Source organism: Streptomyces sp. NPDC051738, assembly GCF_044453205.1.
Taxonomy (GTDB): domain Bacteria; phylum Actinomycetota; class Actinomycetes; order Streptomycetales; family Streptomycetaceae; genus Streptomyces.
In genome coordinates this window covers 103819-124467 of record NZ_JBITCM010000010.1, presented here as the reverse complement: position 1 = coordinate 124467, position 20649 = coordinate 103819, and the positions used below count along the sequence as shown (strand labels likewise).

15 protein-coding genes are annotated in these 20649 nt (G+C 71.1%); 4 read left to right on the top strand and 11 right to left on the bottom strand.

Going from position 1 to position 20649, the window contains the following annotated elements; all coding sequences use genetic code 11:
• Window positions 1-25 precede the first annotated feature (25 nt).
• A complete protein-coding gene (locus ACIA8X_RS24080) occupies window positions 26-718 on the top strand; it encodes an ester cyclase (RefSeq protein WP_393453390.1) in 693 nt (230 codons plus the stop codon).
• 81 nt (window positions 719-799) lie between these two features.
• On the opposite strand, the gene groL is transcribed toward ACIA8X_RS24080, so the two are convergent.
• The 4 genes from groL to ACIA8X_RS24060 form a co-directional block, all read right to left on the bottom strand.
• Window positions 800-2425 (bottom strand): chaperonin GroEL, encoded by a 1626-nt coding sequence (groL, locus tag ACIA8X_RS24075; RefSeq protein ID WP_393453387.1) that lies wholly within the window; start codon window positions 2423-2425, stop codon window positions 800-802.
• Window positions 2426-2544: 119 nt separating this feature from the next.
• Window positions 2545-2853, bottom strand: a complete 309-nt coding sequence (gene groES, locus ACIA8X_RS24070) for a co-chaperone GroES (RefSeq protein ID WP_003998759.1) — start codon at window positions 2851-2853, stop codon at window positions 2545-2547.
• 327 nt (window positions 2854-3180) lie between these two features.
• Window positions 3181-4011: a polysaccharide deacetylase family protein gene (locus ACIA8X_RS24065; protein ID WP_399459147.1), complete on the bottom strand. Its 831-nt coding sequence runs from the start codon at window positions 4009-4011 to the stop codon at window positions 3181-3183.
• Between the two features lie 44 nt (window positions 4012-4055).
• Window positions 4056-5114, bottom strand: coding sequence for a polysaccharide deacetylase family protein (locus tag ACIA8X_RS24060; RefSeq protein ID WP_399459059.1), 1059 nt, complete (start codon window positions 5112-5114; stop codon window positions 4056-4058).
• A 634-nt stretch (window positions 5115-5748) separates the two neighbouring features.
• On the opposite strand from ACIA8X_RS24060, the gene ACIA8X_RS24055 reads away from it, so the two are divergent.
• Window positions 5749-6918: a methyltransferase domain-containing protein gene (locus ACIA8X_RS24055; RefSeq protein WP_399459058.1), complete on the top strand. Its 1170-nt coding sequence runs from the start codon at window positions 5749-5751 to the stop codon at window positions 6916-6918.
• A 28-nt stretch (window positions 6919-6946) separates the two neighbouring features.
• Here ACIA8X_RS24055 and ACIA8X_RS24050 read toward each other — a convergent pair whose 3' ends face one another.
• The 3 genes from ACIA8X_RS24050 to ACIA8X_RS24040 form a co-directional block, all read right to left on the bottom strand.
• A complete protein-coding gene (locus ACIA8X_RS24050; protein ID WP_393453378.1) occupies window positions 6947-8242 on the bottom strand; it encodes an RNA polymerase sigma factor in 1296 nt (431 codons plus the stop codon).
• Between the two features lie 56 nt (window positions 8243-8298).
• Window positions 8299-8655 (bottom strand): YciI family protein, encoded by a 357-nt coding sequence (locus ACIA8X_RS24045; RefSeq protein ID WP_393453375.1) that lies wholly within the window; start codon window positions 8653-8655, stop codon window positions 8299-8301.
• 71 nt (window positions 8656-8726) lie between these two features.
• Complete coding sequence (locus ACIA8X_RS24040; protein ID WP_399459057.1) at window positions 8727-10214, bottom strand: MFS transporter; 1488 nt, start codon at window positions 10212-10214, stop codon at window positions 8727-8729.
• 43 nt (window positions 10215-10257) lie between these two features.
• On the opposite strand from ACIA8X_RS24040, the gene ACIA8X_RS24035 reads away from it, so the two are divergent.
• Entirely contained in the window at window positions 10258-10977 is a 720-nt protein-coding gene (locus ACIA8X_RS24035; RefSeq protein WP_399459056.1) for a TetR/AcrR family transcriptional regulator, read from the top strand.
• Between the two features lie 35 nt (window positions 10978-11012).
• Here ACIA8X_RS24035 and ACIA8X_RS24030 read toward each other — a convergent pair whose 3' ends face one another.
• From ACIA8X_RS24030 to ACIA8X_RS24015, 4 genes are all read right to left on the bottom strand, one after another.
• The gene (locus ACIA8X_RS24030; protein ID WP_399459055.1) at window positions 11013-14342 is read right to left on the bottom strand and encodes an NACHT and WD40 repeat domain-containing protein; all 3330 of its coding nucleotides are present in this window, start codon (window positions 14340-14342) and stop codon (window positions 11013-11015) included.
• A 125-nt stretch (window positions 14343-14467) separates the two neighbouring features.
• Window positions 14468-15529: an LCP family protein gene (locus tag ACIA8X_RS24025; protein ID WP_399459054.1), complete on the bottom strand. Its 1062-nt coding sequence runs from the start codon at window positions 15527-15529 to the stop codon at window positions 14468-14470.
• A 95-nt stretch (window positions 15530-15624) separates the two neighbouring features.
• On the bottom strand, window positions 15625-16971 hold the full coding sequence (locus ACIA8X_RS24020; RefSeq protein ID WP_399459053.1) for an endo-1,4-beta-xylanase: 1347 nt from the start codon (window positions 16969-16971) through the stop codon (window positions 15625-15627).
• 122 nt (window positions 16972-17093) lie between these two features.
• Complete coding sequence (locus ACIA8X_RS24015) at window positions 17094-18209, bottom strand: LacI family DNA-binding transcriptional regulator (protein ID WP_399459052.1); 1116 nt, start codon at window positions 18207-18209, stop codon at window positions 17094-17096.
• Between the two features lie 122 nt (window positions 18210-18331).
• Between ACIA8X_RS24015 and ACIA8X_RS24010 the strand changes: the two genes are divergently transcribed.
• Window positions 18332-20647 carry a glycoside hydrolase family 3 N-terminal domain-containing protein gene (locus ACIA8X_RS24010; RefSeq protein WP_399459051.1) on the top strand — a complete coding sequence of 772 codons (2316 nt, stop codon included), beginning with the start codon at window positions 18332-18334 and terminating at the stop codon, window positions 20645-20647.
• The last annotated feature ends 2 nt before the right edge of the window (window positions 20648-20649 follow it).

Genomic DNA, 20649 nt, shown 5'->3' with positions numbered 1-20649 from the left:
CATGGCACCGGGAGGCGACGAAGTCATGACCTTCGTGCAGCTCATCGACTGCAGGACCAGCCGCTTCGACGAGATGAACCGGCTGATGGACAGGTGGGTCGAGCAGACCAAGGGGAAGCGGACGGCGACGCACGACATCATCGGGAAGGACCGGTCGGACTCCGCGCACTTCATCGAGATCGTGGAGTTTCCGTCGTACGAGGAGGCGATGCGGAACTCGAATCTGCCCGAGACCGATCGGATCTTCCGGGAGATGATCGCGCTCTGCGAGGAGACTCCGACCTTCACCGATCTCGACGTCGTACGGGACGAGCAGCTGAACGTCCTGGCGGCACGGGGCTTCTTCGAGGCCATGGGGAAGATGACGCCGGAGGGGATCGGGGAGCACCTCACCGACGACTACGTGGATCATGATCCGTCGCACCCGCGGCCCGTGCAGGGGGTCGACGGGATGCGCGAGGTGTACGCGGGCTGGTACGGCGCCTTCGACTTCACGTTCCGGATCGACGACCAGCTGGCCCAGGAGGACCAGGTGTGCACCCGGTGGACGTGGACCGCGCGCCACAAGGGCGAGTTCCTGGGGATTCCGGCGACCGGGCAGGACGTGAGCATGGAGGGCATGGCCTGGCAGCGGTTCCGGGAAGGCCGGATCTGCGAGACCCACTGGATCTACGACCGTGCGGGTCTGTTGGAGCAGCTGGGGGTACTCGGTCAGTGACGCCCGCGAAGGGGAAGGCCCCGCTCCCGCACCTGAGTGCGGAGGCGGGGCCTTCTTGCTGCACGCTACGAGCGGCTGGGCTCAGTGGGAGTGGCCGTGGCCGTGGCCCGCGGCGGCCGGCTCCTCCTCTTCCTTCTTCTCGACGACCAGGGTCTCGGTCGTGAGAAGCAGGGAGGCGATGGAGGCGGCGTTCTCCAGGGCGGAGCGGGTGACCTTGACCGGGTCGATGACGCCCTGCTTGACCAGGTCGCCGTACTCGCCGGTGGCGGCGTTGAAGCCCTGGCCCTTCTCCAGCTCGGCGACCTTGGAGGTGATGACGTAGCCCTCCAGGCCGGCGTTCTCGGCGATCCAGCGCAGCGGCTCGACGGCGGCCTTGCGGACGACCGCGACACCCGTGGCCTCGTCGCCGGTCTTGTCGAGGTTGCCCTCCAGGACCTTCACGGCGTGGACCAGAGCGGAGCCACCACCGGAGACGATGCCCTCCTCGACCGCGGCGCGGGTCGCGGAGATGGCGTCCTCCAGACGGTGCTTCTTCTCCTTCAGCTCCACCTCGGTGGCGGCGCCGACCTTGATCACGCACACGCCGCCGGCCAGCTTGGCGAGGCGCTCCTGGAGCTTCTCGCGGTCCCAGTCGGAGTCGGTGTTCTCGATCTCGGCCTTGATCTGGGCGACGCGGCCCGTGACGTCCGCGGAGTCGCCGGCGCCGTCGACGACCGTGGTGTCGTCCTTGGTGACGGTGACGCGGCGGGCGGAGCCCAGCACGTCCAGGTCGGCCTGGTCGAGCTTGAGGCCGACCTCCTCGGAGATGACCGTGGCGCCGGTGAGGACCGCGAGGTCCTGCAGCATCGCCTTGCGGCGGTCACCGAAGCCGGGGGCCTTGACCGCGACCGCGTTGAAGGTGCCGCGGATCTTGTTGACGACCAGGGTCGACAGGGCCTCGCCGTCGACGTCCTCGGCGATGATCAGCAGCGGCTTGGAGGCACCCGACTGGATGACCTTCTCCAGCAGCGGCAGCAGGTCCTGGATGGAGGAGATCTTGCCCTGGTTGATGAGGATGTACGGGTCCTCCAGGACGGCCTCCATGCGCTCCTGGTCCGTCACGAAGTACGGCGACAGGTAGCCCTTGTCGAAGGCCATGCCCTCGGTGAAGTCCAGCTCCAGACCGAAGGTGTTGGACTCCTCGACGGTGATGACACCGTCCTTGCCGACCTTGTCCATCGCCTCGGCGATGAGCTCGCCGACCTGGCTGTCCTGGGCGGACAGGCCGGCCACGGCGGCGATGTCGGACTTCTCGTCGATCGGGCGGGCGGTCGCGAGGAGCTCCTCGGAGACGGCGGCGACGGCCGCGTCGATGCCCTTCTTCAGGGCGGCCGGGGAGGCACCGGCGGCGACGTTCTTCAGGCCCTCGCGGACCAGCGCCTGGGCCAGCACGGTGGCGGTGGTCGTACCGTCACCCGCGATGTCGTTGGTCTTGGTCGCCACCTCCTTCACCAGCTGGGCGCCGAGGTTCTCGTACGGGTCATCGATCTCGACCTCACGGGCGATCGTGACACCGTCGTTGGTGATGGTGGGCGCGCCGAACTTCTTGTCGATGACGACGTTGCGGCCCTTGGGGCCGATCGTCACCTTGACCGTGTCGGCAAGCTTGTTGACGCCGCGCTCGAGGGCGCGACGGGCGTCCTCGTCGAACTTCAGGATCTTCGCCATGGGAGCGGTTCAGCCCTCTCGGAAAACGTGGGTGAAACGAACTGCGCCCCGGACGCCCGGCTTCATAAGGTCGCGGGGGCCCGGGGCGCAGCTCACAAGCAGAGAATGCTTGAAGTGAATTACTTCTCGATGATCGCGAGCACGTCGCGAGCCGAGAGGACGAGGTACTCCTCGCCGTTGTACTTCACCTCGGTGCCGCCGTACTTGCTGTACAGCACGATGTCGCCGGTCTTGACGTCGAGCGGCAGGCGCTCGCCGTTCTCGAAGCGGCCCGGGCCCACGGCCAGGACGACGCCCTCCTGGGGCTTCTCCTTGGCGGTGTCCGGGATGACCAGGCCAGAGGCGGTGGTCTGCTCGGCGTCGAGCGGCTGGACCACAATGCGGTCCTCGAGCGGCTTGATGGCAACCTTGGAGCTGGTGGTCGTCACGATCCGACCTCCCCCTTCGGAGATCTCACGGGGTTAACTGTCTGAGGTGGCGACCAGGTGGATCCGTCGTCGCGGGTGCCGGACCTGCCCGTCGCGTAGTTGGCACTCTCCAGTGGGGAGTGCCAGAGCCGAGACTATGACCGGGATTAGCACTCGGTCAAGCGGACTGCTAATTCGCGGCGCTGGCCGGGCCGGGTTTCTGGTGGCCGGCGTTGCCGTGGACGCCGTTCTGGGGGCTGTGCCCCCAGACCCCCCTTCGGCCTGAACGGCCTCGTCCTCAAACGCCGGACGGGCTGGATGTCGCTGGCCGGCGCCCAGAAAGATCCGCTAGACGTAGTCCTCCAAACGTCCCACCGCCAATCCCCTCGCCTGGATCTCCCTCAGCAGCCGGGTCGTCCGCTCTCTCAACGTCAAGCCCGCCGGTTCACCCGAAGGGACCGAGACGATGTCGCCGGCGCGCAGGTGGCCGGGGCCGTGGGCGTACGTCAGTTCGCCGTCGCCCTCCATCGCCGTCCGCCACAGCACCACCGCCGTCACCCCGCAGTCGGCCGCCGCGCGGAGGGTGGTGGTGTCGTACGTGCCGTAGGGCGGGCGGAAGAGGTGGGGGCGGATGCCGAAGCGGGCGCGGAGTTTGTTCTGCTGGCCGCAGATCTCGGCGCGCTGGCCGGCGTATGGCAGACCGCGCAGGGCGGCGTGGTCGAGGGTGTGGTTCTGGATCGACGCGCCCACCGAGCGCAGGCGCGCGAAGTGGCCGTAGCCCGGGCCGGCCACGCTGTCCGTGAGGAACATGCTGACGGGCAGCCGCAGTTCGCGGACCATGTCGACGAAGCGGGGGTCCTTCTCGGCGCCGTCGTCGTAGGTGAGGAAGACGACCTTGTCGCGGGTGGGGACGCGGTCCACGACGGGCAGCGGGCCGCCCGCGCGCCGCGGCGGCGGCCGACGGGCGGGCGGGGACGGGGGCGCGGGCAGTGGAGCGGTCAGGCCCCAGCGGCGGTACGGCTGTGCGGCGGGCGTTGCCCTCTTCGCAGCCGTGGGGGTCGGTGCCGTCGCCGGACGCGCGTCGTGCGTCTCCGTGCCGCCTGACCGGCCGCCTCCGCCTCCGCCGGGGTCGACGGGCCCGGCCGACCGGGCGCAGCCGGTGAGCAGGGCGTAGGCCATGACGACGGCCGCCAGTGCCCGCGCCCCCGCGCCCGGTCCCGATCTCACAGGTAGTCCTCCAGCCGGGCCACCGCATACCCCTCGGCCGTCACCTTGTTCAGGAATCGGCGGATCATGTCGGGCATTGTGCCCTTCCAGTCCCCCCTCCCCCGGAAGTGAGTGAGGACGATGTCACCCGGACGGATCTTCTGGTCCCACTCGCGGTACTCCCAGTGGTCGACGAAGACCTCCTCGTTCCACAGGGGGACGTACTCGACGCCGCAGTACTTCGCGGCGCGCAGGGTGTTCCTGTCGTAGTTGCCGAAGGGCGGGCGGAAGAGCAGCGGGCGCCTGCCGTAGCGCTCCTCGATCACCTCCTGCATGCCGCAGATCTCACGCTTCTGGCGGAGGTAGGACAGGGCTGGGAGGTAGGGGTGGTGGAGGGTGTGGTTGTTCAGGGCCACGCCTTCTGCCTGCATCCGCTCGAAGTAGCCGTAGTCGTCCTTGATCAGGTAGTTGCTGAGGAAGGCGGTGTACGGCACCTGCAGGTCGCTCATCATCCGCAGGAACGCCGGGTCCTTCTCGGCGCCGTCGTCGATGGTGAGGAAGACGACCTTCTCCTTGGTGGGGACGGTCGTGAAGACCGGCGGGAGGCCGAGCGCCTCGTGGCCGCGGACCTCGAAGCCCTCGCGCGTGGCGATCGTCGGCTTTCTGGCCGGGGGTGACGGGGGCGTGAGCGGGACGCCTGCCAGACGCCAGCGCCTTGCGGCGGCGACCCGGGCGGCGTGGGCACCTTGGGCGGACCGGAACTTCTTGGGCGGGGAGTCCTTGGCGTGCGGGGCCTGGGCCTGGGGGCCCTGCGCGTGCGGGTCCTTGGTGGCCGCGCCTTGGGTGTCCGGGTCCGACGTGGCGGCCGGCGGCGGTGCCTTGAAGGGCTGTCGGCTCGGGGTGGGGCGTACGGGCTCGGATCCGCCGTCGCCGACCGGAGCGCAGCCCGAGGCGATGGCTGCTACGGCGAGGACGATGATCCCGCCCCGCACCCGCGAACGCACGGCTGCGCGGTGACCGTGCCTTACGACTGCCCCATTGAGGCGACTTTTGTCATTTTGTCCTACTACTCGCATGGAGCCGGATCCTCGCAGCCACCCGCCCCGAACCCGGGCCGACACCGCCACCGGCGACGGACCATCCACCGACTGGCCCACATGAGCGGCGAGCCGCCGACCGGCCGGATGTGGAGCGGGCGGGCAACGGGCACGCCCACGCGGGGCGGGCGAGCGGCCGGCCAGCCCAGGTGGAACGGACGGGCCTCCGACGGCCCCTGCGGAGCGGACGCGCCGCAAGTCAGCCCATGTGGAAGGGCGGGCTACCGACGGCCCACACGGAGCGGACGAGCCACCGACAGGGGCCACGCGGAGCGGACACGCCACCGACCAGCCCAGGTGGAACGGACGGGCAACCGACGGCCCACACGGAGCGGACGCGCCACCGGCCGGCCCACCGTGAACCATGGGCACACGCCCCTCGGCTTCGCCCACGCTGAACCCAGGGGCGCTCGCCCACCGACTTGGCCCACGCCGAACCACGGACGCCCGCCCACAAACTTCGCCCCCGCCGAACCACCGACGCCCCGCCCACCAACTTCGCCCCCGCCGAACCACCGACGCCCGCCCACCAACTTCGCCCCCGCCGACCAGGCAGACCCCCGATCCGACCCACGATGAGCAGGCGCCCCACCGCCTGGCCGACAATGAGTCGGTGAACGACCTCGCCTCCTTCTCCTCCCTCCTCACCCCGGAGGGCCGCGCCCTCCTCGACGTCGTGCGTGACACCGACCCCGCCGGTGAACTCGCCGTCGCCACAAGGCTGCGCCGCGAGCATCCGGCCGAGTTGGTGTCGGCGGCGCTCGGGCAGGCTCGGCTGCGGCAGCGGGCGGTGGCGAAGTTCGGGGCGGTGGACGCGGGGCGGATGTTCTTCACGCCCCACGGGGTCGAGCAGTCGACGCGGGCGAGCGTGGCCGCGTATCGGGCCGGGCGGATGCGGGAGCTGGGGGTGCGCTCGGTCGCCGACCTGTGCTGTGGGATCGGGGGCGACGCGATCGCGCTCGCGCGGGCCGGGGTCCGGGTGCTGGCGGTGGACCGGGATCCGGTGACGGTCGCGGTGGCGCGGGCGAACGTCGAGGCGCTGGGGCTCGGGGAACTGGTGGAGGTGCGGGAGGCGGATGTCGTGGGGGTGGACACGGGTGGCTATGACGCCGTGTTCGTCGACCCCGCGCGACGGGGCGGGCGCGGGAGGATCTTCGATCCCGAGGCGTACTCGCCACCGTTGTCCTGGGCCGTGGAGGCGGCGCGGAAGGCGCCCCGTGCCGCACTGAAGATCGCGCCGGGCATTCCCCATGAGGCGATTCCCGACGACGCCGAAGCCGAGTGGATCTCGGACGGTGGCGATGTGAAGGAGGCGGTGCTGTGGTTCGGGACGGAGCCCGGGGCGGTGCGGGCCACGCTGCTGCCGGGGCCGCGCTCGCTGCTGTCCCGTCATCTCCCCGACCCTGAAGTCCGTTCCGTCGGGCGGTACTTGTACGAGCCCGACGGCGCCGTCATCCGGGCGCATCTGGTCGCGGAGGTGGCTGATCACCTGGACGGCGGACTGATCGACGCGACCATCGCGTACGTCACGGCGGACGAACTGCGGCCGACCGCGTACGCGACGGCGTACGAGATCACCGATCAACTCCCCTTCAACGTCAAGAAGTTGAAGGCGCTGCTGCGCGAGCGGGAGGTCGGCACGCTGACCGTGAAGAAGCGGGGGTCGGCCGTCGAGCCGGAGGAGCTGCGGAAGAAGGTCAGGCCTCAGGGGCCGAACTCGGCGACGGTGTTTCTGACGCGGGTGGCGGGGGCGCCGACGATGCTGGTGGGGCGCCCGGCCTGAGTCACAAGGGCTGCGCCGCAGTCCTGACTCACGAGCTCTCCGCCGCCCGGCGCAGCAGCAGCTCCCTCTCCCGCGCGTTCCGCGTCAGCTCCGCCGCCCGCTCGAACTCCGCCCTCGCCTCCGCCGTACGGCCGAGACGGGCGAGGAGATCGCCGCGCACGCTCGGTAGCAAGTGGTAGGTGCGGAGGGCGGGTTCGGCGGCGATCGTGTCGACGATCCGCAGTGCGGGCTCCGGGCCCTCGGCCATCGAGACGGCGACCGCACGGTTCAACTCGATCACGGGGGAAGGGGATCGGGCGGCGAGGAGGCCGTACAGGGTGGCGATGGTCTTCCAATCCGTCTCCGCGTAGCTGTACGCGTGCGCGTGGCAGGCGGCGATGGCGGCCTGGAGGGCGTACGGGCCGGGGGCGCCGGTGGCCGTGGCGTCGGCGCGGGACAGCGCCTTGATGCCGCGGGCGATGAGCATGCGGTTCCAGCGGGTGCGGTTCTGGTCCTTGAGGAGGACCGGTTCGCCGGACGGGCCGGTGCGGGCCGCCGTGCGGGAGGCCTGGAATTCGAGAAGGGCGGTCAGGGCGTGCGCCTCGGGCTCCTTCGGCATCAGCCCGGACAGTACGCGGGCCAGGCGCAGCGCGTCCTCGCACAGGGCCGGGCGCAGCCAGTCGTCGCCGGCCGTGGCGGCGTAGCCCTCGTTGAAGATCAGGTAGATGACCTCCAGGACCGAGCCGAGGCGGGCCTCGCGGTCGGGGCCGTACGGGACCTCGAAGGCGATGTTCTTCGTGGCGAGCGTGCGCTTGGCGCGGACGATGCGCTGGGCGACCGTCGCTTCCGGGGTCAGGAAGGCCCTGGCGATCTCCGGGGTCGTCAGGCCGCCGAGGAGGCGCAGGGTGAGCGCGATGCGGGCCTCCGGTGACAGGACCGGGTGGCAGGTGGTGAAGACCAGGCGGAGCAGGTCGTCGTCGATGGCGTCGGGGTCGTAGTGGGCGGCGGGCTCCTCGGGCGGTGCGGTCGTCTCCAGGTCGCGGCCGATCTCCGCGAGCTTGCGGGCGTAGTTCTCGCGGCGGCGGATCAGGTCGACGGCACGGTGCTTGGCGGTGGCCATCAGCCAGGCGCCGGGGTTGTCGGGGACGCCGTCCCGGGGCCACTGCTCCAGTGCGGCGACCAGCGCGTCCTGCGCGAGTTCCTCGGCGATGCCGACGTCGCGCACTGTGCGGGCGACGGCGGCGATGACGCGCGGGGACTCGATGCGGAAGACGGTCTCGATGGTCGCTGTCGGGTCGTCCGGGGTACCGGTAGCGCCGGTGTCTGGGGTGGGCTGCGGCTTCACAGCCCACCATGCAACACCTGTACGGCCGTGGATCCAAGGAGGGCGGAGAGAGCGGATCAGCCCTCGGCGATCTCCCGCACCTCACAGGTGACCTGCCATTCCGCCCCGTGGACCTTGAGGAACCGCGAGGCCCACTCCAGCGCCTCGGCCTTGTCCTTGCACTGCATGATCGCGTAGCCGCCGATGACCTCCTTGGACTCGGTGAAGGGCCCGTCGGTGACGGAGGTCTTCGCGCCGTCCCAGTGCACGCGGGTGCCCTGCGCCGACGGGGTGAGCCCGGCGGTGTCGAGCATGACGCCGGCCTTGGTGATCTCCTCCAGCAGTTCACCCATGCGCTGCATCAGCTCGGGGCTGGGGCCCTCGGCGGGCGCGGTGGACTCGTCGATCCGGACGAGGGACAGGTAACGGGGCATGGTGACTCCTCGGGGTCTCAGGGGCCCAGGATCGGTGACCGGGGTCTTCCCGGCCTCTCCTTCCCGGCCTCTCACCCCTGCGTCGAACGGGCGACTCCCGGATCGACACGCTCGCCGTTTTTCTTCGAAGATTCTTCTCCGGCCGGCGTTTGCGCAGGCAGGGCGCCCCTTCCGTACAGGAACCCGGCGGCCGCGGCAGCCACCGCCAGCAGCCCGGTCGCCACCCAGTACGCCGCCGCGTAGCCGTCGACCAGTCCCTGCGCCCCCTCCGCCCCGTCCCCCGCACTCGCCGCCACCGTGACCAGCACCCCGAGCCCCACGGCCCCGCCCACCTGCCGCGAGGTGTTGAGCAGACCCGACGCCACGCCCGTCTCCTCGGGGGTGACCCCGGTCGTGGCCGCCGTGCCCAGCGGTACGAAGCACATGCCGATGCCGACACTGGCGACCGCCGACGGGCCGAGGACGGAGAGCAGGAAGCCGCCGTCCACCGCCATCGCCGCCGCGAACCACGCGAACCCCGCCGCCCCGAGCAGCCCGCCCACCACCAGCAGCGCCCCGGCGCCGTACCGCCCGACCGTGCGCGCCGCGATCACCGAGCCGGCCACGACTCCGGCACAGAACGGCAGGAAGGCGCATCCGGCGGCCGTCGGCCCGTAGTCGAGCACCTGCTGCAGGTACAGGGACGTGAAGTAGAAGGCGGCGAACTGGCCCGCCGACATCAGCAGCGCGAAGACGTTGGCCGCGAGGACCGGCCCACGGGCGAGGATCCCGAGCCGCAGCAGCGGTTGCTTCACCCGGGTCTCCGTCACCGCGAAGGCCGCCAGCAGTACGGCGGCCGCGCCCAGCACGCCGAGGCTCTGCCAGGCCGTCCAGCCGTAGGTCTCGGTGCGTACCAGTCCCAGGACGAGCAGCGACGTCCCGGCGGTGACGAGCAGTGCACCGAGGGCGTCGAGTCGCGGCCGGCCACCGGCCCCCCGCTGGTCGGCGGGCACTGCGGGCCGTACGGCGACCAGGACCGCGGCCACCACCGGCACGTTGACCAGCATCACCGACCGCCAGCCGAACCAGTCGGTGAGCAGCCCGCCCGCGAGCACGCCGACGGCCCCGCCGGCCGCGCCCGCGGCGCCCCACATCCCCAGAGCGCGCGAACGGGCCGTACCAGCCGGGTAGTTGACGGTGATGAGCGCGAGCGCGACCGGCGACAGCAGGGCCGCGCCGACGCCTTGCACGGCCCGTGCCGCGACCAACTGGCCCGGCGCCTGGGCGAGTCCGCCGGCGAGGCTCGCCACGCCGAAGACGACGAAGCCGGCGATCAGGATCCGCCGCCGGCCCACGACGTCGGCGAGCCGTCCGCCGAGCATGAGCAGTCCGCCGAAGGTGAGCGCGTAGGCGTTGACGACCCAGGCCAGCGAACCGGCGTCGAAACCGAGGCCGGTGCGGATGTCCGGCAGGGCGACGTTGACGACGGACATGTCGAGGGAGACGAGGAACTGCACGGTGAGCAGGACCGGCAGTAACCAACGGGAAGTGCGTGTCTGCGTGTTGACCGTATCCACCATGCGAAGCAGATTAATATACGCGTATAGAAATTAACCAGAGAGAATGGCCCCCGTGGCAGAGAAACCGAGCTCAGAGGGCCGGGCGGAGGGCATGACGGAGGGCATGACGGAGGGCCGTAAGCGCACCGCCGGCCGCCCGCCCCGCATCGCCGCGGAGCAGATCGTCGACGTGGCCCGGCGGATCATCCAGGAGGAGGGCGTCGAGGCGGTCTCCATGCGCCGGGTGGCCAAGGAGGTGGGCGCGACGCCGATGGCGCTCTACCACCACGTACGCGACAAGGACGAGTTGCTGCTGCTCACCCTGCGGGGCATGGCGGCGACATTCCCGCGCCCGGCCCTGCCCGCCGACCCCCGCGACCGCATCCTCATCACCGCCGTCCACATGCACGCGATCCTCAGCGAGGTGGACTGGGTCATCGACGTGCTGAGCCTCGGCGACCTCACCGACAAGGACGCGCTGTGGATGCCCGAGGAGATCATCGACTCGGCGATCGCCTGCGGCCTGACCCCGGAACAGGCGCTGCACGCCTACCGCACGATCTGGTACGTCGTCTACGGCGCCCTGGTCTTCCAGCGGGCCGATGCCCGCCGGGCGGCCGCCCCCGAGCGTCGGCCGTTCTTTCCTGCCTTCCTCACGGAGGAGGACGCGGATGCGTTGCCGCGCATGAGTGCGTTGTCGGGGGCGTGGGAGGAGATGAAGGGGGGGTACGACATCGCTGAGCAGTTGGGGGCGGTGGTGGATGGGTTGCTGGCGCGGAAGTAGCGCGCGGTGTCACATGCCGGGGGGCCGCTTCGATGCTACGTGCGGTAGCTGACCTTCCACAGGCGAACAGTCTCGTCGTAGCTGCTCGTTGCCAGTAGGCGGCCGTCCGAGCTGAAGTCCATGGAGTCGACCCACGACATGTGTCCGTGGAGGGTTCTCAATGGCTTCGGCTTCGCCGCGATCGACAAGAGCTCGATCGTTCCGTCGGCACCCGAGTTGAAGGCCAGCACGGGGTCCCTCGGATGGAAGGCGGCGCTAAACATGGCGGGGAGCATCGCGACAGGTGTCCACGTTTCGTTCGATACCAGCTGCCACAACTCACTGGCCTCGCCACTTCTCACCAGCAGACGGTCACCCTGCCGACTCGTGGTCAAGGTGAGCCCGGCACCACGGGCACTTACCTCCTTCTTCACCTTGAAAAGCTGCCGCCCCTGGCCGAATCCTGGCACGGGGTACGTCCGGAGGTGCTTCCCGGCCAGGACCCCCAGCTCACCTCCGTCGAGGAAGGCAACCTCATCGGCCGCCGTCTCGCGCCACTTCTTCCGGTGCTCGGTCCACTCGAGCCGGCCCTGGGCGTCGACACTCCTGAGGAAGACGGTGGACAAGTCGTCGTCCGGGTCGCCGTAGCTCAGCCCGGCGAGGTACTCACCATCCTGGCTGAAGGTCAGCTTGCCGACCGCGCCGTTCCCCCCGGCAGGCAGCCGCCGCGGCGGCTGTTGCCCCACATCCCAGAGCTGCATCTCTCCGGCACGGTAGACGGCGAGGATCTTGCCGTCCGGATGGAAGGCCATGGACGTGACTGCCCGGTCCTTCGGTTCACCTGTCTTGCTGTCACGAACCAGACGAGGTGGTTCCAGCAGCCGGTCATGTCCCGTGGGAACACTGCCCCACCAGACCGCACCCTCCCAATCTCCCCAGAACACCTCGTTCGTCTTCGGATGGAAGACCACCGGGCCCACTGACGTGTCCACCGCCCTCGAAAACGTCACCAGGCTTTCGTCCTCATGGTGCCGGACCACCGCCCCCGCCCCCGTGACCGCCACCGCCGCCCCCGCCACCAGCACCACCCGGCGCCGCACGACCGCCGAGTCGGGCCGCCCGGGCGTGAGCCGGGGTTCCTCGTACGTCGGACGAGCGGCCAGCGCCTCCTGGAGGCGGATGTGGCGGAACTGGTATGCCCCGCCCGATTGCCGGAGGATCTCCCGACGCCGGGCGTCGGCGAGGAAGGCCATCAGCCGCCAAGGCAACTTGCCGCTCGCGGCGAGCCAGAGACGGGCCAGGACGAAGCGGGGCCATGCGCGGGACAGCAGAACGAGGAGGGCGAAGAGCGTCCCGGGCAGCACGTACGGCACGCCGTAGCCAAAGTGCCCCGAGCCGAATGACCCTCCCGAACTCCGCCACACATACGTGGCGAAGTCCCGGGTCTCGCCGTCCCTGGGCCACCCCGGCCACCCGTTGGCCATGCGAAAGACGAGGCCTCCGCCCAGCAGCCCCGCCTGCAGCCCAAGCAGCCCGGTCGCGCCGAAGACCAAGCCGCTCATCAGCGCTCCGGACACAGCCGACCCTCGGTCCTGGGCCAGGGAGTTCGCGGGGCTCACCTGAGTCGACCGGGACGGGGGCGCGTTGAGCCAGCCGTGCGTGGCCAGGGACAGCCCCGTGACAACGCTCAGCGCGAGGCAGATCGTCAGCCACGCGGCGACCGCCTCGGCGCCTTGCAGCGTCCCCGGTCCCAGCGTGGAACCGAGAATATGGACGAGGGTGACAGCCCCGCCCACCGGAAGGACAACGGCGAGGCACAGCACCACACCGCTGCGGAAACCTCGCCGCAGCCGCTTCCGCGAGCCTCGGAGCGACCAGTACAGCCGTCCCGGCAGCGGATCGCCCACCGCGTACCAGACGACGGATCCGCCCACTGCGAACCCCCCGCCGATCGCCAGCGTCAGAGCGGCCACCGAGCCGGTCTCATGGGCGCGATCCAGCCCCTCGGTCACAGCCACCCACACCGCAGCCCCGAGCGCGACCAGCAGCCCCAACACCAGCCCGGCGACAGGCCCGGCCCAGGTCGGCAGCAGCCGCCCGCCCATCAGCCACCAGTTCAGGTCCCGTTCGCGGTGGTCGTGCAGATAGCCCGCCAGGTACGTCAGCCAGCGCCGCGCCTGCTCGGGGCGCCAGCGCTGCGGCGCCTCCGCGTCCTCGGGGAGCCGTGTGTCGGGGGCGTACACCGCGTCGACCACCCGGTGGGTGAGGTGGTCCTCGACCGCGTACCGGCAGTCGAACGCCTCTCGGTCGAGGAGTTCTTCGGGTGTGCCACCGCGCTGGTACACCAGCCGGGCCGTGGTCACCATCAGCGGTGTGGACAGTGCCTCCGCCAGCGGCCCGTCCGGCTCCGTGCGCAGGCGGGCCACGACCCCGTCCCACACGACGCCCTGAGGCCACTCCGTGTCCCGGAGATATCCGACGACGTCCTCGGGAGGCACCGGCAACGCCTCCACCACCGGCGCCTGACGCAGCCTCGGGGCGCCGCCGCGGATGAGTTCCTCGTACTCCACGGCGCGGCAGGTGACCACGACGGGCCGCTCGCCGCCGATGGCGTGGTTGATGCCACGAATGGCACCGCGCCGGGCGGACTCGGGGATCTCGTCGAGACCGTCGAGTACGGGGAGCAGCAGGCCATGGGCCAGCAGGCTGCGCGGGATCTCCTCACGGCCGCTGTAGTGCGGGACGGCGAGGGAGCGCACGATCCAGTCGTCGAGGCGCTCACGCAAGGGGTCCCAGGAGGACACCGGGAGCAGGACGGGGACGGGGGTTCCCGGCGCGCGGGTGTCGAGGAGTCCCAGGGTCAGCAGCATCGCGAGTACGGTCTTGCCCGCGCCGGGCTCACCGATGACGACCAGCCTGCGTTGAGCCAACTGGCCGTAGCCCCTGGCGAGTTGGGAGGTCACCTCCTCGAATCGCCCGGTGAGCCGACCGTCGAGATGAACCCGCACCACTCTGCCGCCCACCGACCCGGGTGCGCGTGTACGCGACTCGTCGGCGACCTCTCGGGCCGTCGCCGTCCAGGCGAGGGGCAGTACCCGGGGGTCGCGCAGCCGCCTGGCCTCCGCCTCCTCCAGCCACTGCGCCCTGAGCGTGCGCGCGAGGTCGTCGGCGTACGCCGCCGGGTCGGGCGCCGTCGGCTCCTGGCGGAAGAAGTCCGCGAGGGCCATCAGCAGCGAGGCGAGGCCCACGGGCAGCCCGGCCACCGTGGCCAGAGTCTCGGCCTTCCCACTCAGGATCATCCCCACGGCGAGGCCGGTCGCCCCCAGTCCGACGCCGGCGAAGAGGCCGTCGCGGACGAGGCGCCGGCGCGCACGCGCTCTTCTCAACGGCCCCCGAAGCACACCTGAATCATGGCCGTGCGGAACTCGCCGCGCCCCTCCCCGCACAGGAGGTGAACGTGCTCATGGTGGGCGCGCGGAGTCACCTCAGGCGTACGCGAACCCACGCACTCCTACCGGAGCGACTCCCACAACTCCCCCGCCTCCGGCTCCTCCGCCACCACCCGGTTGGGATCCGACGCCGCCGGCACCACCGGCATCGTCACCGTGCGCACCGCGTCCGACGACAGCGCGCTCAGGCTCTGCCCGAGGCTCATCAGCTCGCTCAGCGAGTCCAGCCCGGTGTCCGTCGTGAGGCTGCCCGTCACCGCGTCGGCGACCTGGTAGAGCCGGGCCGGGTCGGTGAGGAGGCCGGCGGTGGAGATCTGGTCCAGGAGGGCCTTGACCAGTTTCTGTTGCAGGCCGATGCGGCCCAGGTCGCTGCCGTCGCCGATGCCGTGCCGGGTGCGGGCCAGGGCCAGTGCCTGCGCGCCGTCCAGGTGATGGGTGCCCGCCTCCAGTTGGAGGTGGCTGTCCTCGTCGTCGATGTCCTCGTCCGTCGTGACCGTGACGCCGCCCAGTGCGTCCACCAGCTTGGCGAAGCCCGAGAAGTCGATCTCGATGTAGTGGTCCATGCGGATGCCGGTGAGGGACTCGACCGTTGCCACCGCGCAGACGGGTCCGCCGATCGCGTACGCGCTGTTGAACATCGTGCGGTACGCCACCTCCGTCGAACCGCCCGACGACAGGGGGCAGGACGGGCGGGTGACCAGGGTGTCGCGCGGGATGCTGACGACCGTCGCCTCCGTGCGGCCGGCGTCGATGTGGACCACCATCGCGGTGTCGGAGCGGGCGCCGGTGCTGCTGCCGCCGCCCAGCTCCTGGTTCTCCTCGCCACTGCGCGAGTCCGAGCCCAGGGCCAGGATGTTCAGCGACCCCGTGGGCAGGGGGGACTCGGTCGCCGAGGGCGCCGGTGTCGTCATCGCCCGCTGCGGGCGGTTGTCGCCGAGGGCGCTGTCGATGTCGACGCTCGTGATGTTGTCGTTCAGGTGCCAGTAGGCCCAGCCCGCCGTCCCCAGGCCCAGCACCAGGGCGCCCGCGAGGATCAGGCCGGCGGTCTTGAGCACCCGCGACCGCCGGCCCGCTCGTCTGCCGTCGTCCCCGTTCTCGTTCCCGTTCGAGTCTCGTCCAGTCACGGAGGGAACGTAAGTCCGAATTATTACGGGCAGGAACGCCAGACCCGGTTTTCTTCGGAAAATCTCAGACTTCTCAGCCCAGGATCAGCCCGGGATCAGCCCAGCGTCACCGTCGGCACCGGATTGCTTCCGCTCCACGACCCGTTGAACCCGAAGGTCACCGAACCGCCGTCGGGAACCGTCCCGTTGTACGAGGCGTTGGAACAGGTGACCGTCGCCCCCGACTGTGTGCAGCTCGCGTTCCAGGCCTGCGTGAGCTGCTGCCCCGCGCCGAAGGTCCAGCTCACCTTCCAGGACGACAGGGCCGCCCCCGAGCAGGCGATCCGGACCTGCCCGGTGAAGCCGGTGTTCCACTGGTTGCCGACGCTGTAGGTCGCCGTGCACGCGCCCGTGGGCGGTGGTGTCGTCGTGCCGCCCCCGAGCGACTCGGCGATCGCGTAGTACGCCGGTTTCGGCGCGTAGTTCTCGTCGTACGGCGTCGCCGCGCCCTGCCCCGGGAAGGTGCCCGGGATCCAGGAGTCGGAGTCGGTGAAGCCCCAGACCGTGACGCCGACGCAGCGGGACACGGCGAGGCAGGCGTTCATGACCGCCTTGTAGTCGGCGGCCTGCTGCGTCAGCTTGGCGCTGTCCGAGGGCAGTTGCATACGGATGTCCAGCTCCGTGATCGCCACGTCGACGCCGAGATCGGCGAACCGCTGGATGTTCTGCTGCAGGGTGGACGGCACCTGGCCGAGGATCAGGTGGGCCTGGAGCCCGACCCCGTCGATCGGTATGCCCCGCTCCTTCAGCGACCTGACCAGGTTGTACAGGGCGGTGCTCTTCGCGTTCACGCCCTCGACGTTGTAGTCGTTGATGTAGAGCTTGGCGCTCGGGTCGGCGGCGCGGGCGGCGGTCAGGGCCTGGGCGATGTAGTCGGCGCCGAGGCCGTCGTACCAGAGGGTCTGACGGTAGGTGCCGTCCTCGTTGAAGGGCTCGTTCACCACGTCCCAGGTGGCCAACCTGCCCTTGTAGCGGCCGACTTCGAGGGCGATGTGGTCGTTCATCAACTGGCTCAGCTCGGCCGAGGTCCAGCTGCCGTTCGTCAGCCAGCTCGGGTTCTGGCTGTGCCAGACCAGGGTGTGACCGCGCACCTGCTGGCCGTGCGCCTCGGCGAAGTCGACGATCTGGTCGGCCTCGGCCCAGTTGAAGGAGCCGCGGGTCGGCTCGACCGAGCCCCACTTCATGGCGTTGCCGGGGGTCAGCGCGTTGAACTCGCGACCCGCGATGTCGCCGTAGGTGCCGGTGAGTTTGGAGCCGGTGACGGCCGTTCCGATGACCTTTCCCTTGGCGGCGGCCAGGTCGCGCAAGGGCGTGTCGGCGGCGTGCGCCGCGGGCGCCGTGAGCAGCGCGACGAGGCAGGTGACCAGTGCCGCCAGGGATAAGCCGGTTCTCAGAGATCTCATTGCGGGTGCCTCCGAAAGTTTCGGTTGAACAACCGATTGGCTTCGGTGCAGTGTGAGGCGCCGGGAAACACCCGTCAATACAGCAACACGCCTCTCCCGCGATACAGCGACACGCCTCCCCGCTAAACCGCCGGAGGCTCCCCCGTGCTGCTGCGCACCACCAGACTCGTCGCCAGCTCCACCCGCGTCGCCGCCGGCGTCCCCTCCTCGCGCGCCAGGTCGAGGACCAGCTTGGCCGCCGCCTCCGCCATCTCCGTCAGCGGCTGCCGTACGGTCGTCAGCGGCGGCCCCACCAGGCGTGCGACCGGCAGATCGTCGAAGCCGACCACGCTCAGGTCCTCCGGGATCCGCAGCCCCAGCTCACGCGCGGCCTCGTACAGCCCGAGCGCCTGGAGGTCGTTGCCGGCGAAGACGGCGGTCGGCCGGTCCGGGCGGCGCAGCAGCTCCAGGCCCTGCCGGTAGCCGGTCTCGTGGTGGAAGTCGCCGGGCCGGATCAGGTCCTGATCGACCGGGAGCCCGGCCGTCTCCAGGGCCGCGCGGTAGCCGTCGATGCGGGCGCGGCTGCACATCATCCGGGACGGTCCGGTGATCGCGCCGATCCTGCGGTGCCCCAGCTCGACCAGATGCCGGGTGGCGGCGAGGCCGCCCTGCCAGTTGGTCGCCCCGATGGACGGCACGTCGGCGCCCGGGTCGCCCGCCGGGTCCATCACCACGAACGGGATCGACCGGCTGGTGAGCAGGGCGCGCTGGGACTCGTCGAGGCCGGACAGCACGAGGATCACGCCGTGCGGGCGGCGGGCGGCCACCTGGTCGGCCCAGGTACGCCCGGGCGTGAGCCGCCCCGCGCTCTCGCTCAGCACCACGCTCAGCCCGGCGTCCCTGGCGACGTTCTCCACACCCCGGATGACCTCCATCGCCCACGCGCTCTCCAGCTCGTGGAAGACCAGGTCGATCAGGGGCGAGCGGCTCGCCTCGGCACGCCGGCGCCGGTAGCCGTGGGCGCGCAGCAGCCCCTCCACGCGGGTGCGGGTGGCCGGGGCGACGTCGGCACGTCCGTTGAGCACCTTCGAAACAGTCGGCGCGGAGACGCCGGCCTCGCGGGCGATCTCGGCGAGCGTCGCGGTCTGTGTGGACCGGCCGGCCGTCGGCGCCGCGGTGGTGGCCGTGCGGGTTTCCGACGGTGTCGACCGGCTTTCCGACTCTGTCATCCGGGTTTCAGCGGGCTCACGGGCAGTCATGGCGGCGATCGTATCCCTGCCCGGCCTCTTGACGAACCCTTCTCGCCGCACCTAAGTTCCCGGAACATTCGAGGTGAAGAACGAAACATTCGCGAGTGGGCCATCGCCCCGACAGGAGTTTCATGACCACCGCCCCCTGGCGCGACCCCGCCCTGTCCGCCGCCGCACGCGTCGACGACCTCCTCTCCCGGATGACCCTTCAGGAGAAGACCGCCCAGCTGTACGGCGTGTGGGTGGGCGCCGCCTCGGACGGCGAGGGCGTCGCCCCGCACCAGCACGACATGACCGCCGACTACGACTGGGCTGAGCTGATCACCCACGGCCTCGGCCAGCTCACCCGCTCCTTCGGCACCGCCCCCGTGGACCCGGCGCTGGGCGCGCAGGCACTGGCCCGCGCCCAGCGCCGTATCGCCGAGTCGGGCCGCTTCGGCATCCCCGCGGTGGCCCACGAGGAGTGCCTGGCGGGCTTCACGGCCTGGCAGGCCACCGCCTACCCGGTACCGCTGGCCTGGGGGGCCAGCTTCGACCCGCCGCTCGTCGAGGAGATGGCCCGGCGCATCGGCGCCGACCTGCGCGCGGCCGGCGTCCACCAGGGCCTCGCGCCGGTCCTGGACGTCGTACGCGATCCGCGCTGGGGCCGGGTCGAGGAGACCATCGGCGAGGACCCGTACCTGACCGGCACGATCGGCGCGGCCTACGTACGGGGTCTGGAGTCGGCCGGCGTCATCGCGACGCTCAAGCACTTCGCCGGGTACGCGTCCTCGGCGGGCGCACGCAACCTGGCACCGGTACGGGCCGGCGTCCGGGAGTTCGCGGACGTCACCCTCCCCCCGTTCGAGATGGCGCTGCGCGAGGGCGGGGCGCGCTCGGTGATGGCGGCGTACAACGAGACGGACGGGGTGCCGGCGTCGGCGGACCCGGCGCTGCTGAGCGAACTCCTCCGCTCGGAATGGGGTTTCACGGGCACGGTGGTCTCCGACTACTTCGGCATCGGCTTCCTTCAGACGCTGCACCGCGTGGCGGGCTCACCTGCCGAGGCCGCGCACGCGGCGCTGGCAGCCGGTATCGACGTAGAGCTTCCGACCCTCAAGTGCTACGGGAAACCGCTGGTGGAGGCGGTGCGAGCGGGCGAGATCCCGGAGGAGCTGGTGGACCGGGCGGCCCGCCGGGTGCTGCTGCAGAAGTGCGAACTCGGCCTCCTGGACGAGGGCTGGACCCCGGAGCCGCAGACGACGCACCTCGACCTGGACTCCCCCGCGAACCGCGCCCTGGCCCGCCGGGTGGCCGAGGAGTCGGTGGTGCTGCTGGACAACCCGGACGGCGTCCTGCCCTTGCCCCCCGATGCCCGGATCGCGGTCGTCGGCCCGCGCGCGGCGGACTCCCTGGCCATGCTGGGCTGCTACTCCTTCCCCTCCCACGTCCTCACGCACCACCCCGAGGTGCCGATGGGCATCGAGATCCCGACCCTCCTGGAGGCCCTGCGCACCGAACTCCCCGACGCCAAGGTGACCTTCGCCGAGGGCTGCGACGTCGCCGACCCGGACCCGGCGGGCTTCGAGGAGGCGGTGGCGCGGGCGTCGGAGGCGGACGTGTGCCTGGCGGTGCTGGGCGACCGGGCCGGGCTGTTCGGACGGGGCACGTCCGGCGAGGGCTGCGACGTGTCGGACCTCCGACTGCCGGGCGCACAGGGCGAGTTGCTCGACGCGTTGGTGGCGACCGGCGTCCCGGTGGTCCTGGTCCTCCTCACCGGCCGACCGTACGCGCTGGGCCGCTGGCAGGGGCGGCTGGCGGCGGTCGTCCAGGCGTTCTTCCCCGGGGAGGAGGGTGGCCCGGCGGTGGCGGGAGTGCTGTCGGGCCGCGTGAACCCGTCAGGGCGGCTGCCGGTGAGTGTGCCGCGGGAGCCCGGGGGGCAGCCGTGGACGTACCTTCAGCCGCCGCTGGGCCTGGCCGGGGAGGTCAGCAACCTGGATCCGACGCCGTTGTACGCGTTCGGGCACGGACGGTCGTACACGACGTTCGAGTGGGCGGACTTCACCGGCGGCGAGGCCCTCACGGAGATCGGCACGGACGGCTCGTACGACGTGTCGGTGACGGTCCGCAACACGGGCGACCGCGAGGGGGCGGAGGTCGTGCAGCTGTACCTGCACGATCCGGTGGCGTCGGTGACGCGGCCGGATGTGCGGCTGGTCGGGTACCAGCGGGTGGAGTTGGCGCCGGGTGAGGCGAGCCGGGTGACGTTCCGGTTCCACGCGGACCTGTCGTCGTTCACCGACCGCTCGGGGCGCAGGGTGGTCGAACCGGGTGCGCTGGAGCTGCGGGTGGCGGCGTCGAGTGCGGACGTACGGCATAGCGCGCGGCTGAAACTCACGGGTTCCGTGCGGGAGTTGGGGCCGGACCGGCGGTTGCGGTGCGAGGCGGACGTGTCGGCGCCGGGGTGACC

What these genes read in the sequence shown, in the direction of transcription:
- ACIA8X_RS24080 (WP_393453390.1), top strand. Translation starts at nt 26, where the DNA reads ATGACCTTCGTGCAGCTCATCGACTGCAGGACCAGCCGCTTCGACGAG.
- groL (WP_393453387.1), bottom strand. Translation starts at nt 2,425, where the DNA reads ATGGCGAAGATCCTGAAGTTCGACGAGGACGCCCGTCGCGCCCTCGAG.
- ACIA8X_RS24065 (WP_399459147.1), bottom strand. Translation starts at nt 4,011, where the DNA reads ATGGCCTACGCCCTGCTCACCGGCTGCGCCCGGTCGGCCGGGCCCGTC.
- ACIA8X_RS24060 (WP_399459059.1), bottom strand. Translation starts at nt 5,114, where the DNA reads ATGCGAGTAGTAGGACAAAATGACAAAAGTCGCCTCAATGGGGCAGTC.
- ACIA8X_RS24045 (WP_393453375.1), bottom strand. Translation starts at nt 8,655, where the DNA reads ATGCCCCGTTACCTGTCCCTCGTCCGGATCGACGAGTCCACCGCGCCC.
- ACIA8X_RS24040 (WP_399459057.1), bottom strand. Translation starts at nt 10,214, where the DNA reads ATGGTGGATACGGTCAACACGCAGACACGCACTTCCCGTTGGTTACTG.
- ACIA8X_RS24035 (WP_399459056.1), top strand. Translation starts at nt 10,258, where the DNA reads ATGGCCCCCGTGGCAGAGAAACCGAGCTCAGAGGGCCGGGCGGAGGGC.
- ACIA8X_RS24020 (WP_399459053.1), bottom strand. Translation starts at nt 16,971, where the DNA reads ATGAGATCTCTGAGAACCGGCTTATCCCTGGCGGCACTGGTCACCTGC.
- ACIA8X_RS24015 (WP_399459052.1), bottom strand. Translation starts at nt 18,209, where the DNA reads ATGACTGCCCGTGAGCCCGCTGAAACCCGGATGACAGAGTCGGAAAGC.
- ACIA8X_RS24010 (WP_399459051.1), top strand. Translation starts at nt 18,332, where the DNA reads ATGACCACCGCCCCCTGGCGCGACCCCGCCCTGTCCGCCGCCGCACGC.